Here is a 13528-nt window from a genome sequence, read left to right as displayed (position 1 = left end):
GCCGCGTCGCGTCGTTACCGGACCTTCAGCGCGTACGAGCCGGCCTTCGTGACGTTCATCTCCTCGGCGATCTGGCTCTCCTCCGGCTTCGTGATGATGACGTAGCCCGCCCAGTCCTCCGTCAGCGACGACGACCCGCAGTGCTCGCAGGTCTGCGAGTCGGGGTCGTTGACGTGGTGGCACTCACGGCAGGCGAGGCGGTCCTCGGCCATCAGTCGGCCTCCTCACCGGTCTGCTCGCGGTGAAGCCGCTTCCCCTCCAGCCACTCGTGTTTCCCGAGCCCCGGCTGCTTCGCCGTGAGCCCGATCTTCGAGTCGCGGGGGTTGCGCTCGTCGATGCTCTTCGTCACGACGCGGACCCGGACGGCATCGTCCACGCCGAGGGTCTTGTCGGAGTCCGAGGAGGCGAGCTGCTGGTTCGCCCCGTCGAACGTGAGGTACTCGTCGGTGATCTGCGAGACGTGGAGCAGGCCGTCCACCGGCCCGATCCCGACGAAGGCGCCGAACTCGACGGTCTCGACGACCGTCCCGTCGGCGACCTCCTGCATGTCGGGGTCGTACGTCAGCGCGTCGAACTCGGCCTCGTAGTAGACGCCGGGGCGGTTGTGTAACACCGCTCCCTCGCCGATGTCGTGGACCTCGATGACGCTCACGACGCTGCCGACGTCCTCGTCCATTCGTCCTTCCAGTTTGTCCTGCAGCAGGGCTTTCACCCGCTCGTCGGTGACGTCCGCCAGGTGTTTCGGCGGCACCTCGACCGTATCCTTGAGTCGAACTCGTTTGTACATGATTGGTTGTCCGCGTCCGCTAGGGTTCCGTTATCGCCAGTGCGTTCCGACCCCTTAAACCGATTACTGGTGCGCCCGCCTCCAGCACCCGGTTCGCCAGCGGTCGATCGTTGGTGACGACGCCGTCGACCCGGCCCTCGGTGACCAGCTCGACCAGCGCGTCGTCGGCGTACGATTCGTCCGTTTCCACCGTCTCCGCCCGCGTCGCGAGGTCCGCGCCCACGCTCGCAGCGGTCGCCGCCTCGCCGTTGCCGCCCTGCAGCCGGTCTAACTCCGAGACGACCGCCGTCGGGACGACCGCCTCGTACGCGCCGAGGAGCCGGTCGAGCTCCTCGAACAGCCGCAGGTTCGCCTCGACCGGCGCCATCAGCGCGCTCGCGTCGAGCGCGACGACCGGGGCGCCGTCGGAGCCGTCGCCAGCGAGGGCCGCGGCGGGGGCGTCGCCCGCGGGAGTCGCCTCCGATCCGTCCGCGCGGGCGCCGTCGGTCACGTTACGAGAGGGTCCCGACGCCGATGAGCCGCCAGCGCGCGCCGACGCGCCGGTTGATCGCGATCTGTGCGCCCTCCTCGGCGCAGACGGGCCGCTTGAGGCTCACCTCGCACTCGCCGTCGCGCGCGCTCGTCACCGCGCCGACCGTCGTCGCGGTGCCGACCGTGAGCATCAGGGGTTCGCCGGTGCTGATCTCCTCGATGTCGCTCTCGCCGCTCTCGTCGTCCTCCTCGCCGACGACGCGGTCGAGGAGGTCGACCTGCATCTCGAACTCGTTGCGCGTCGGCGGGAGCGTGCCGGGCTCGCCGGCGACCTGTCCGGCGAGCGCGTCGCCCTTCGTCAGGCTCGGGTCGAGCCCCGTGCCGACGCCGAGGAGCCCGCCCGGCCGGGCCGACTGCACGTCGTTGCTCCCGGCCTGGAGCGACCGGACCATGGTCTCGAGCGGCCGCCACTCCGTCTGGCCCTCCTCCTCGACCTCGCGGCCGGGGCGGATCTCCAATCCGTCGCCGACCGAGAGCTCGCCGCTGACGAGCGAGCCGCCGACGAGCGAGCCGCCGACGACGCCCCCCTTCAGGTCCGCCGCGGTCGCGCCCGGGCGGTTGATGTCGAACGAACGCGCCGCGTACATCCGGGCGTTCTCGCCGGGGTCGCGGTCGGGGGTCGGGATCTCCGTCTCGATCGCGTCGATGAGCAGGTCCATGTTGACCTCCTGCTGGGCCGAGACGGGGACTATCGGCGCGTCCTCCGCGACGGTGCCCTCGACGAACTCCTGGATCTGCCGGTAGTTGTCGACCGCGCGGTCGCGGTCGACGAGGTCGACCTTGTTCTGCGCGATGACGACGTTCTCGATCCCGATGAGATCGAGCGCCATCAGGTGCTCTTCCGTCTGCGCCTGCGGGACGTCCTCGGTCGCGCTCACGACCAGCACGGCGCCGTCCATGATCGAGGCGCCCGAGAGCATCGTCGCCATCAGCGTCTCGTGGCCGGGCGCGTCGACGAACGAGACCGTCCGGATCGGCTCGCTCTCGGAGCCGTCCTCGCACTCCTCGTCGACGGTGTAACACTCGGGCGCGTCGACGCCGGGACAGCGCCGGAACGTCGCGTCCGCGTACCCCAGCCGGATCGAGATACCGCGTTTCATTTCCTCGCTGTGCTGGTCGGTCCACGAGCCGGACAACGCCTGCACGAGCGTCGTCTTCCCGTGGTCGACGTGACCGACGAGACCGATGTTCACCTCCGGTTGTGTGTTGGCTTCAGTCACTGTTGGACCTCCTAACGGAGTAGTCTTACCGGAAATTCGCCCCGTGCGAGTGATAAAGTTGCTGTTATAGTGGCGCCAGCGGCGTCGACGACGGCGGACGACCGGCCGGGGAGAGCGACGAATCGATGGGGAAACCGTCGAGCGCGGCTGCGAGGACTGGTTATGAATGCACGCGCCGAGCGGCTGCGGTGGTGTTTGCGAGTCGTTACTGCGCCGTCGGTGACATTGACGGGTCGGTCGAAATTCTCAGCGATAGACAGACGTTCGGCTATACAGGAGATTCTGGATCTGATATTATAATTATTATTAAATATCTTTATCTCCTGAGGCGTCGTAGTAGACAACGACTATGCCCCTATTCATGGACGTTCACAGAAACGTCGGCGGGAGTGCCAAGGACGTTGCAGAGGCCCATCAGAAGGACCTCGAAACCCAAGAGAAGCACGGAGTGAAATATCTGAACTACTGGGTCGACGAGGACCAGGACGCCGTCTTCTGCCTGTTCGAAGGCCCCAGCAAGGAAGCGGGTGAGACGGTACACCGCGAAGCCCACGGTCTCACCGCAGAGGAGATCTTCGAGGTCCAGCAGGGGGAGTGACCCGACTGCTGAGATTCCGTCTGATTTTCCGTCTGAAAAATTGGTTTTCGACAGCGCGAAATCGACCAGATACGACCGGACGGCCTCGTCGCCGGACGCGTTCGACGCGACTTTACGCCTCACCCGCGTACGTACGCCCGACATGGGATACGCGTGCCCCGTCTGCGAGACCCCCCAGCGTGACGGCGAGCACCTCGCGCACCACCTCGCGTTCACGGCGATGCTCCACGGCGACGACCACGAGGCGTGGCTCGACGACCGCGTCCCCGACTGGAACGACCGCGATCCGGACGGGCTCGCGGCCGAGGTGACGCCCCACGCCGAGACGGCCGAGTACCACGAGGTGTTCGAGGACACCGTCGACCGCGGGCGGCCGGACGTCGACCTCGGGGACCACGACCACGCCGGGCACGGTCACGGCACTCCCGAAGTCCCCGGCGCGAGGGGCGCCGTCGACGAGTCGGGCGCGACGGACCCGGAGACCGAGGCCGCACTGCGCGAGGCCCGCGAACTGACGCGGAAGATGTTCGAGGAGGACGACGGCGGCGACGCCGAAGGCGACGACGCCACCGAAGCCGATGGTAACGACCCCGACCCGTCTGCGTAACGGCCTCGACCCGTCCGCGTAACGGAACGCCCTTTTCAGTCGACACCGAAGCCGGCGTATGCACACCAGAGGGACGTTCGCGCCGGAGACCCGCGCCGACGCGCTCGAACGCTACGAGGAGATCGGTCCCGTCGCGCAGGTCGTTGTCCGCGAGGCGACGAAGGCGATGTCGTTCGACGCCGACGAGTACGACGAGCGCGTCACGCCCGAGGTGGTCCGAACCGCCCGCGACGCCACCTTCGCCGAACTGCTCGCGGTCCACGTCGGCGACGAGTCGGAGTTCGACGCGTGGCTCGCCGACAGCGAGTTCGACGCCGACGACGTGGTCCGGATCGGCTCCGACAACGTCGACAACCTCGTCTGGCACCCGATCCCCTTCGCGGACACCGTGATCGCGGCGACGTTCCAAGAGGAGCCCGACGCGGCCGCCAGCACCCTCCGCCGGAACGCCTTCGGGCGCGTCTACCGCGAGGAGTTCTACGAGTCCGGTCGGTAGCGTTTCGCGCGGCGACGAGTCGCCGCGGCTCGGTGGTCTAGTAGAATAAAAAGCGAGACGACGGAGTCCGCTTACGCGAGCCGTTCGATGTTCTCGACGACGGCGTCGGCGAACTCGCTGGTGGCGAGCTTCTCGCCGCCTTCGATCTGGCGGTGGAGGTCGTAGGTGACCTTGCCGGAGGAGATGGTCTCCTCGACGGCCTCGCGCACGAGGTCGGCGGCGTCGGACCAGCCGAGGTAGTCGAGCATCTCGCGGCCGGAGAGGATCATCGCGGTGGGGTTCACCTTGTCCTCGCCGGCGTACTTGGGCGCGGAGCCGTGGACGGGCTCGGCGAGACAGCGACCGTGCCCGCGGTTGATGCCGGGCGCGATGCCGAGGCCGCCGATCTGCGCGCCGGCGGCGTCGGACATGTAGTCGCCGTTGAGGTTCATCGTCGCGATGACGGAGTACTCGTCCGTGCGGGTCAACAGCTGCTGGAGCATGTTGTCCGCGATGCGGTCCTTGACGACGAGGGTGCCCTCGGGCCGTTCGCCGTCGTGCTCCTCCCAGAGCTGGTCCTCGGTGATGACGTCGTCGCCGTACTCCTCCTCGGCGACCTCGTAGCCCCAGTCGCGGAACGCGCCCTCGGTGAACTTCATGATGTTCCCCTTGTGGACGAGCGTGACTGAGTCGCGGTCGTTCGCGAGCGCGTAGTCGACCGCCTCGCGGATGAGGCGCTTCGAGCCGAACTCGGAGATGGGCTTGACGCCGATGCCGACGGGGCCGTCGTGGATGACGTCGGCCACGTCCATGTCCTGTTCGAGGAAGTCGCGTACCTGCTCGGACTCGTCGGTGCCGGCCTCCCACTCGATGCCGGCGTAGACGTCCTCGGTGTTCTCCCGGAAGGTGACCATGTCCATCTCCTCCGGGCTCTTGACGGGCGAGGGGACGCCGTCGATGTAGTAGGTGGGGCGGACGTTGGCGTAGAGGTCGAGCGTCTTGCGGAGCGCGACGTTGAGCGAGCGGAAGCCGGCGCCGACGGGGGTCGTCAGCGGGCCCTTGATCGCGACGCGGTGGGTGCGGATGGCCGAGACGGTGTCCTCGGGGAGGTTCTCGTCGTACATCTCCCGGGCGCTGGCGCCGGCGTAGACGCGCATCCACGCGATGGACCGCCCGGTCGCCTCCGCGGCCGCGTCGAGGACCTGCTGTGCCGCCGGTCCGACGTCGGTGCCGATCCCGTCGCCGTGGATGATCGGGATGATGGGATTCGACGGGACGTTCAGCTCGCCGGTCTCCTCGTCGGCGAGCGTGATCGCCTCGCCGTCGTCGGGGACGTCGACCTTATCGTAGCTCATGAACGTTCGTGGATTCTGGTGGTGGCTTAAAGTGCCTGCCGCTTTCGGCGTGAGCGCCGCGCTCGCAGGCTTTGCCGCTTCCACGTCTCAGACCGGCTTGACCTCGACCTCGTACAGCGACCGCCACCGGTAGCGCCGACCGCCCCAGACGAACGTCCGACGAGCGAGCGCGTACGCGAGAAACCCCGGCGAGGCGATCACCGACGGGGCGGCGAGCAGGAACGTCGCCCGCCGGATACCGAACCGCGCGTACGCCGCGCCCGCCAGCGCCGTGACGAGCGCCACGCCCGCGACCGGCGCGAGCAGGCACAGCGCGGAGAAACCGACCGAGAGGGCGACGTTGAACGCGGTCGCCGCCGGCGCGTGGTGTCGCGTGATCCGGAAGAAGCGGACGAACCGCTCCAGCGACTCGCGCGTCGACCCGCCCGCCGCGACCGTTCGGGTGCGGTCGGCGGCGCTCACGTCGAGGTGCTCCGCGAGGGTCCCGTCGTCGCTGACGGTCCGGCGGAGGTCGGCGAGGAGGTCGTCCTCGTCGAGGTCGTCCCGTTCGAACGCGACCGCGCCGCCCCACGCGATCCCGCCGCGGGAGACCGGTAGCGTCCCGCCGATGACGTACGCCGGCTCGAAGAACCGCCCGAGCGGGTCGGCCCCGACGAACACGGGGATCTCCGTCGTCGGCCCCTGTCGGTCGTAGTCGGCGTTGAGCTCCGCGAGCCATCCCGGCGGGTGTCGGAAGTCGTCGTCGGTCCAGACGATCCGATCGTGCGCGGCCGCCTCCATTCCGGCCGCGATCGCGTTCGCCTTCCCGGAACAGCCCTCGGGTTCCCCCGCGAGGACGACGCGGACTCCCGCGGGGAGCTCGTCGGCCTCCCCGTCGGCCCGATCCCCGTTGGCCCGATCCTCACTCTCTCCCCCGTCGCTCCCCTCCCGACGCTCCGCCACCGGATCGGCGTCGGTGTCGCAGATCACCAGCAGCTCGTCTCCCTCGCCGAGCTGGGCGGCCACCTCCGAACACGCTTCGGTCCAGCGCACCGTCGGGAGGAGTACCGACGTCGGCGGGCGGGTCCCTTCTCTCTCCGTCACGTCGACCGGTTCGGGCGGCGGACGCATAAGTGACCAGTCGCTCGCCGGTCGCCCCGGTCGCCGCCCCAGTTCCGCACGTTACCTCGGCCGACACTCCCGCGTTCCGAGCTCCCGGACCCGCGTCTCGCCGCCCTCCGTCACGTCGACCTCGACCGCCGAGGCGCTCACCGACGCGACCTCTTCGCCCGCGAACCTCGCCGAGCGGTCGCAGAGGTGCGCGAGCAGCGCGTCGACGCGAGCGGGCGCCTCGTCGTCCGCCAGCAGGGTGAGGTACTTCCGCCAGCGGGCGGTGGGGTAGGCCCGCGCGTCGGACGGGGGCCGGTCGGTCGCGACGGGGTCGCCGTACAGCGTGTCGATCCGGTCGCCGTCGGCGGTCGTCGCCGTCGCGAGGAAGCGCGCGTCGATCGAGCTCGGGTCCGGCGCGAACATGTCCCAGCCGTATTCCGCCGGGTCCGCGGTCGCCGCCACGGGTTCGGGCGCGTCGACGAGCCCGGCCGCCATACCGTTCCACGCGAGCAGCGACGCGAGGAGGACGGCGGCGACGGCGGCGAGGGCGCGCTCGCGGGTCCTTCGGTCCGGTAAGCCGCCGACGTCACGCCCGCCGTTTCCGTACCTGACGCCGTTCGAGCCACCGAGAGCCGACTCCGCGGACCCACGGAGCCGTTCGCTCGGCGGGCCGATGGCCCCCTCGACGCGGTCCCAGACGAACGGCGGGAAGAAGGGGAGCAGGGCGGCCGCGGATATCAGCGGGAAGACGCCGAGCTGGAGCGTGAACGCCATCGAGAGGTGCGCGGCGAGCAGGGTCCCCGCGAGCGCGACCCGGACCCGCCCGGCGGACGCGACGAGCAGCGGCGACGCGACGAGCAGCGCGAGCCAGCCGTAGGTGGCGGCCGCGAGCAGCGCCGGCGACTCGGGCAGCAGGCCCCCGAGCGGGCCGTGGAGGTAGGTGAGCCGGAACACCTGCTCGACCGCCTCGCCTCCGGTCCACGCCGTTCCGCGGAGCTTCTCGATCGCGTTCACGACGTAGACCACGACCACGAGCGTCAACAGGAGCGCCGAGGCGGGGCCGGCGAAGCGGTCTCCGCGGGCCGTTTGGAGGGGACGGCCGAGCGACGCGCTGCCGCGCGCGGCGTCCACCGACCAGCGCACGCCGAGCGGGCAGAAGATCCCGGCCGCGAGCAGGTGGACGAGCAGCTTGTCGCCCGCGTTGAGCACGAACGGATTCCGGGCCTGTAGCGACGCGAGCAGGAGCAGCGAGATCACGGCCGCGACCCGCGTCCGGTGGCCGACCGCGAGGGCGACGGCGGCGGCTCCGGCGACGAGGAACAGGGCCGAGACGGCCCACGTCGCGCCGGAGAGCGCGTGCAGCGAGAGCCGGGCGGCGAGGGGGGACGCCTCCGCGAGCGCCGACCGCGGGAGCACGCCCGCGTCGGTGTAAAAGGTCGTCAGGTTCCGGGCGCGCAGCGCGAGGTCGACGAGGAGGACGACGCCGACCGCGACCCGGAACGCCGCCAGGGCGCGCGGGTCGATCCCGACGCGCGCTCGGATCGCGGCTCGGAGGCGGCGCCGGAGCGCAGTCCGGTCGATCGACTCTCCCACGGGGCCGGACTCTGGATCCTCGGAGGGATCGTCGGCGGCGCGTTCTCGGCGATCGTCCACGATGGTGGCGACTCTCCGAGGAGCGGGAATAGGTCTTGCGGCGGCGGGCGGGTCGGAGGGCCCCGCCCCTCGCTCGGCGTCGCCGCCCGCCGGTTCCCGGACGCTTATCCGGCCGCCGCGGAACCACCGGATATGCCACAGCGACCCTCGATGCGCGTCGTCGTCCACGGCGGCGCGGGCGGCGTCCCCGACGAGCCGGCGCCGAGACAGGCGGTCCTCGACGAGGCGGCCGCGCGCGGCACCGACGCCCGCACGCCGATCGACGCGGTCGAGGCGGCGCTCGCGCCCCTCGAGTCGAGCCCGCGGTTCAACGCCGGCGTCGGCGGCGCGGCCCAGTCCGACGGCGTCGTCCGCACCGACGCGGGCGTGATGACCTCGGACCGGGAGATCGGCGCGGCCTGCTCGATGCCGGGCGTGGAGCACGCGGCGAGCGTCGCGCGCGTCGTTCACTCGGAGACGCCTCATATCTTCGTCTCGGGCGAGCACGCCGTCGAACTCGCCGAGGAGTTCGACGTCGAGACGGGCGTCGACCTGCTCACCGAGGCGACGCGCGAGCGCTACGAGGCGGAAGACCCCCCGCGAGGCGGCCCCCGCGAACACCTCGACTGGCTCGCGACGCGGTTCGGGTCCGGCGACGATCGGGCTGGAAACGGCTCCGGGAGCGGCGGGACGCGCGACGGCGGGGGCGACGACGGAAAACGCGGCGCCCCCGACCACGACACGGTCGGCGCCGTGGCATCGGACGGCGAGACGTTCGCGGCGGCGACCTCCACGGGCGGCCGGTCGTTCGCCCTCGCGGGTCGGGTCGGCGACGTGCCGCAGGTCGGTTCCGGCTTCTTCTGTACCGAGGCCGGGGGCGCGAGCGCGACGGGGGCCGGCGAGGACATCGCGCGCGTCACGCTCTCGCGGCGCGCCGTCGACTTCCTCGACGAGGGGGTCGGCGCGCAGGCGGCGGCCGACAGGGCGATCGACGAGTTCGATGAGATTACCGGATCGGGCGCCGGCGTGATCGTCCTCGACGACGACGGAGCCGGGAGCGCGTTCAACACGGACGGGATGCAGACGAGCGTCGCTCGCGAGTAGTCGTTGATCGGGATCGCGATGAAATACGGGAGTATAGGTCAACGCGACGGCTCAGGGAGGATAGCGCGACGGCTTCGGGAGGAACGTCACGTGGATTCCCCGAGTACGGGTCGATGCTGGCTGACGGCGCTCCCTATCGAGGTGAGTACGACGAAGACCCCGATCACGACGAGTACGACTCCGAGAATCGGTTCGGACAGCCGGTAGAGCAGCCATCCCATCGCGACGTTTGCACCCGCCAGAGAGAACGGGTAGACGGTCCGTAGCAGGTGCATCGTTCTCGGATAGGTGTACGCAGATACATATTAAATAGGCTACTAAAACACAAACAACCGGTTACGCTTGAACGCCGATCGCGCGGGAATCGCCGACACGCGTCTGGGGAGTCGTATCGAGCCTCCGTCGTCCTCATCGCTGGGTTATCCATGATCTAAACGACGGGGACGGCGAGTTCAGCGAGGCCTCCGTGGCCCGCCCCCGCTCGAGGATCACACGGTGCCCCCGACGCCGATCCGCGTCGTCGCCCGCGGAGGCGAGGATACAAATCCGCCCGCCGCCTTGCGCCGGTATGGTCACGTTCCTCGCCGGCGGCACGGGGACGCCGAAGCTCCTCGACGGGGCGACCCGCGTGTGGGACCCCGCGGAGGTCGCGGTCGTCGCCAACACGGGCGACGACGTCGAGCTCGGCGGCCACCTCGTCTGCCCCGACGTCGACACGGTGCTGTTCGCCGGCGGCGACGTCCTCGACCGCGAGACGTGGTGGGGGATCGCGGACGACACCACGGAGACGCACGCGGAGCTGCGCCGGCTCGCAGAGGAAATCGGGCTCGGCACGGCCCCGCGCTACCTCGACGCAGAGGCGCAGACGGCGGGCCGCGAGATCGCCCGCTGGCGGCGCTTCTCCGGCGTCGGCGAGTTCATGGAGATCGGCGACCGCGACCGCGCGGTCCACGTCACGCGCACGAGCCTGCTCGACGAGGGGCGCACGCTCACCGAGGCGGTCCGAGCGCTCGCCGACGCCTTCGACCTCGACGTCGACCTCCTCCCGATGTCCGACGATCCGGTCGCGACGCTGATACACACCGCGGCCGGCGAGACGATCCACTTCCAGGAATACTGGGTCGCGCGCCGCGGCGAACCCGCGGTCGCCGACGTGGAGTTCAGAGGGGCGGACGACGCCGAGCCGACCGACGCCGTGCTGGACGCCCTCGCCGAGCCCGTCGTGATCGGTCCCTCGAACCCCGTGACGAGCGTCGGCCCGATGCTCGCGCTCCCCGGCTTCGAGGCGGCGCTGCGCGAGACGCCGGTCGTCGCGGTCTCGCCGTTCGTCGGCGACGAGGTGTTCTCCGGGCCGGCGGCCGATCTGATGGCCGGCGTCGGCCGCGACCCGTCGACCGCGGGCGTCGCCGCGGCGTACCCGTTCGCGGACGCGTTCGTCCTCGACGACGACGATCCGACGGAGCTCGCGGAGCGCCGCGTCGAGCGCACCGACACCCGGATCGACGACGCCGACGACGCCGAGCGGGTCGCCCGGGCCTGCGAGCGCGCGCTGGCGGCGGTGACGGACGCGTCGGCGACCGACGCGGAGGTGGCGGAGTGACCGAGAGCGAGGCCCGCGGATTGGCCCCCTTCCTCGTCGCCGCCAGCCTCAGCGGCGCGGCCGACGCCGACTGGGCGCGCGCCGCGGCCCCGCACGTCGACGCGGCGATGCTCGGCGGGATCGCCCTCGACCCCGCGAGCCGGGCGGCCGCGCGCGACCTCGTCGCCCGCGGGCGCTCCGAGTTTCTCCCCGACGACCCGCTCGCGTGGATCGACCGGCAGCTCGCCGCGATCGCCGACGCGCCGGTCCGTCCGGGCGTCAACCTCCGGAGCGCGCTCGTCGGGCCGGTGCGCGAGGCGGCCGCCGTCTGCGCCGACCGCGGTGCGGTCTGTGAAATCAACGCTCACTGCCGGCAGCCCGAACTGCGCGCGGTCGGTTGCGGCGAGTCCCTGCTTCGCGATCCCGACCGTCTGGCCGGCTACGTCGCCGCGGCGGCCGAGACCGGCGCGACGACGAGCGTGAAGGTCCGCGCCGAGGTCCCCGGCGTCGACCTCGTCGCCGTCGCGGACGCGGTCGCCGAGGCGGGGGCCGACTGGCTCCACGTCGACGCGATGGACTCGGAGTCGGTCGTCGCCGACCTGACCGCGGACGAGGGGAGACCGCCCCGTGCCGACCTCACCGTGATCGCCAACAACGGCGTCCGGGGGCGGCGGACGGTCGCCGAGTACGCCGCGCACGGGGCCGACGCCGTCAGCGTCGGGCGCCCGACCGAGCGCCCCGACGAGCTCGCGCGCGTCGCCGAGGCCGTGCGCGCGTGGCGCGACGGAGAGCTACCGGGAGACGAGGCGGACTCCCGCCGGGAGGCGTCGCCGTGACGCGTGCCGATCGCGCGGGAGGCGACAGCGACCCGGTCGACGACGCGACCCTCGCGCTCCTGATCGAGGTCGCCGGCACGCCCAAGCCCGGCAACGTCGACCGCCGCCGGGACCTGGAGGGCCTCCGCTTCGAGTCGTTCCTCGGCGGGGCGGTCGGTGCCCGAGAGGGGCTGGAGCTGGCCGCGAACGACGAGGCGTCGGTCGGCGACGCCTTCGAGCGCGCGGTCGCGGGGATGGCCGACCGGGCGGGGACGAACACCCAGTTCGGCTGTCTGCTGCTGCTCGTTCCGCTGCTTCGTGCGACCGTCGCGGGCGGGGACGCGTCCGCGGGCGACCTCGGACCCGACGCCGTCGACCGCGTGACCCGCGACACGACCGTCGCCGACGCGGTCGCGTTCTACCGCGCGTTCGAGCGCGTCGACGTCGCGGTCGCTGACCCGCCCGCGGACGCGACCGGCTTGGACGTGCGTCGCGGGAGCGACGCGGCGCCGACGCTCCGCGACCGTGGGCTGACGCTGCGCGACGTGCTGGCGCTCTCGGCCGCCCCCGACGATCCGGACCGCGTCCCCGACCGCAACGCGCGGGAGTGGGTCGAGGGGTTCCCGCGGACGTTCCGCGCCGCCGAGTGGATCCGGACGGACGAGGGGCCGCTGACCGACCGGGCCGCGCGCGCCTTCCTGGGACTGCTCGCGGCCGAGCCCGACACGCTGGTCGCCGCGACTCACGGGCCCGAGACGGCGCGGGAGGCGAGCGCCCGGGCGGCCGCGCTGCTCGACGGGGCTGACGGGGTCGGCTCGGGCGCCGCCGGCGTCGGCGGTATCGGTGCCGACGCGGTCCACGGCGCCGACCTCGACGCCGCCGAGGGGTTGGCGACGGCGTTCGTCGACGAGGGGATCAACCCCGGAACGACCGCGGACCTCACCTGCGCGGCGCTGTACGTCGCGCTCCGACGGGGTGCGGAGGTGGCGCCGTGAGCGGGGACGACCTCGACGGGAACCGCGGAGCGTCGGCGGAGGGCGACGACGCCGTCACGCCGGCCGGCTGGCCGATCGCGCTCCGCGGCGTCACCGAGTCGGTCGTGACGACGCTCGGCCCGAACGACCGGTGGAACGTCGCGGCGCTCGGGCTCCACGCGCCGGACGACCCCGCCGACCCCGTCACCGCGCGGACCTACGGCCGCACCCGGACGTGGCGGAACTTCGCCGAGCGCGGCGGCGGCGTCGTCCAGTTCACGTCCGACCCGCGGACGTTCGTCGACGCCGCGCTCACCGTCCGCGAGGTCGACGAGCCCGTCCTCGAAACGGCCGACGCCTGGGTCGAGGTGACCGCCGCGGCGGTCGGGAGCGAGACCGAGGGCGACACGACGATCCGGACGTGGGCGCTCGATCCGGTCGAGAGCGCGGTGCTCCAGGAGCGCGTACCGACGGTCAACCGCGGGTTCGGCGCGCTCGTCGACGCGACGGTCGCGGCCTCGCGGCTCGACGTGCCCGGATTCGACACGGCCGAACTGCTCGACCGGCTGGCGTACTTCGCGGACGTGGTCGACCGCTGCGGCGGACCGGCCGAGCGCGAGGCGTTCGCCCGCATCGACGAGGCGACCGGATGGCGGGGGCTCGCCGGAAACGAGCAGGAGTCCGGCGGCGAGCGCGACGGCGACGCGTGAGTGTTCGATCGCGCCACGGACCGCCGTGATACCGCCTCGCGACCGCTCGCGG

15 protein-coding genes are annotated in these 13528 nt (G+C 71.7%); 8 read left to right on the top strand and 7 right to left on the bottom strand.

Translation table 11 applies throughout. The features are described 5' to 3' along the window. Window positions 1-14: 14 nt before the first annotated feature. From spt4 to FGM06_RS05445, 4 genes are read right to left on the bottom strand one after another with little or no spacing between them, the layout of a single operon-like run. Complete coding sequence (gene spt4, locus FGM06_RS05460) at window positions 15-212, bottom strand: transcription elongation factor subunit Spt4 (RefSeq protein ID WP_008001262.1); 198 nt, start codon at window positions 210-212, stop codon at window positions 15-17. Continuing rightward, complete coding sequence (locus tag FGM06_RS05455; protein ID WP_144798118.1) at window positions 212-787, bottom strand: DNA-directed RNA polymerase; 576 nt, start codon at window positions 785-787, stop codon at window positions 212-214. The genes spt4 and FGM06_RS05455 overlap by 1 nt, the downstream gene beginning before the upstream one ends. A gap of 19 nt (window positions 788-806) precedes the next feature. After that, complete coding sequence (locus FGM06_RS05450; RefSeq protein ID WP_144798117.1) at window positions 807-1277, bottom strand: PIN domain-containing protein; 471 nt, start codon at window positions 1275-1277, stop codon at window positions 807-809. Window position 1278: 1 nt separating this feature from the next. Then, window positions 1279-2538, bottom strand: coding sequence for a translation initiation factor IF-2 subunit gamma (locus FGM06_RS05445; RefSeq protein WP_144798116.1), 1260 nt, complete (start codon window positions 2536-2538; stop codon window positions 1279-1281). A 349-nt stretch (window positions 2539-2887) separates the two neighbouring features. Here FGM06_RS05445 and FGM06_RS05440 point away from each other — a divergent pair, with 349 nt between their 5' ends. From FGM06_RS05440 to FGM06_RS05430, 3 genes are all read left to right on the top strand, one after another. Next, window positions 2888-3136: a DUF4242 domain-containing protein gene (locus FGM06_RS05440; protein WP_144798115.1), complete on the top strand. Its 249-nt coding sequence runs from the start codon at window positions 2888-2890 to the stop codon at window positions 3134-3136. Window positions 3137-3278: 142 nt separating this feature from the next. Then, window positions 3279-3743 carry a DUF5810 domain-containing protein gene (locus FGM06_RS05435; RefSeq protein ID WP_144798114.1) on the top strand — a complete coding sequence of 155 codons (465 nt, stop codon included), beginning with the start codon at window positions 3279-3281 and terminating at the stop codon, window positions 3741-3743. A 58-nt stretch (window positions 3744-3801) separates the two neighbouring features. Further along, the gene (locus tag FGM06_RS05430) at window positions 3802-4239 is read left to right on the top strand and encodes a DUF5809 family protein (RefSeq protein ID WP_144798113.1); all 438 of its coding nucleotides are present in this window, start codon (window positions 3802-3804) and stop codon (window positions 4237-4239) included. A gap of 71 nt (window positions 4240-4310) precedes the next feature. Here the strand turns inward: FGM06_RS05430 and icd are convergent, their stop codons facing one another. The 3 genes from icd to FGM06_RS05415 form a co-directional block, all read right to left on the bottom strand. After that, window positions 4311-5573 (bottom strand): isocitrate dehydrogenase (NADP(+)), encoded by a 1263-nt coding sequence (gene icd / locus FGM06_RS05425; RefSeq protein WP_144798112.1) that lies wholly within the window; start codon window positions 5571-5573, stop codon window positions 4311-4313. A gap of 87 nt (window positions 5574-5660) precedes the next feature. After that, on the bottom strand, window positions 5661-6656 hold the full coding sequence (locus FGM06_RS05420; RefSeq protein WP_394348610.1) for a glycosyltransferase: 996 nt from the start codon (window positions 6654-6656) through the stop codon (window positions 5661-5663). 78 nt (window positions 6657-6734) lie between these two features. After that, entirely contained in the window at window positions 6735-8255 is a 1521-nt protein-coding gene (locus FGM06_RS05415) for an HTTM domain-containing protein (RefSeq protein WP_394348616.1), read from the bottom strand. A gap of 210 nt (window positions 8256-8465) precedes the next feature. On the opposite strand from FGM06_RS05415, the gene FGM06_RS05410 reads away from it, so the two are divergent. The 5 genes from FGM06_RS05410 to FGM06_RS05390 all read left to right on the top strand — a co-directional run bounded on the left by FGM06_RS05410 (window position 8466) and on the right by FGM06_RS05390 (window position 13476). Beyond that, window positions 8466-9398, top strand: coding sequence for an isoaspartyl peptidase/L-asparaginase (locus FGM06_RS05410; RefSeq protein ID WP_144798530.1), 933 nt, complete (start codon window positions 8466-8468; stop codon window positions 9396-9398). 568 nt (window positions 9399-9966) lie between these two features. Further along, a complete protein-coding gene (cofD, locus tag FGM06_RS05405; protein WP_144798109.1) occupies window positions 9967-10998 on the top strand; it encodes a 2-phospho-L-lactate transferase in 1032 nt (343 codons plus the stop codon). Further along, entirely contained in the window at window positions 10995-11813 is an 819-nt protein-coding gene (locus FGM06_RS05400) for a tRNA-dihydrouridine synthase (protein WP_144798108.1), read from the top strand. The genes cofD and FGM06_RS05400 overlap by 4 nt, the downstream gene beginning before the upstream one ends. Continuing rightward, entirely contained in the window at window positions 11810-12787 is a 978-nt protein-coding gene (locus FGM06_RS05395; protein WP_144798107.1) for a triphosphoribosyl-dephospho-CoA synthase, read from the top strand. Before FGM06_RS05400 ends, FGM06_RS05395 begins: the two co-directional genes overlap by 4 nt. Continuing rightward, entirely contained in the window at window positions 12784-13476 is a 693-nt protein-coding gene (locus tag FGM06_RS05390) for a DUF447 domain-containing protein (protein WP_394348609.1), read from the top strand. The genes FGM06_RS05395 and FGM06_RS05390 overlap by 4 nt, the downstream gene beginning before the upstream one ends. Window positions 13477-13528: the final 52 nt, after the last annotated feature.

Origin of the sequence: Halorubrum depositum, assembly GCF_007671725.1 — an archaeon.
GTDB classification, from domain to species: domain Archaea; phylum Halobacteriota; class Halobacteria; order Halobacteriales; family Haloferacaceae; genus Halorubrum; species Halorubrum depositum.
This window is presented reverse-complemented; position numbering and strand designations above follow the sequence as displayed.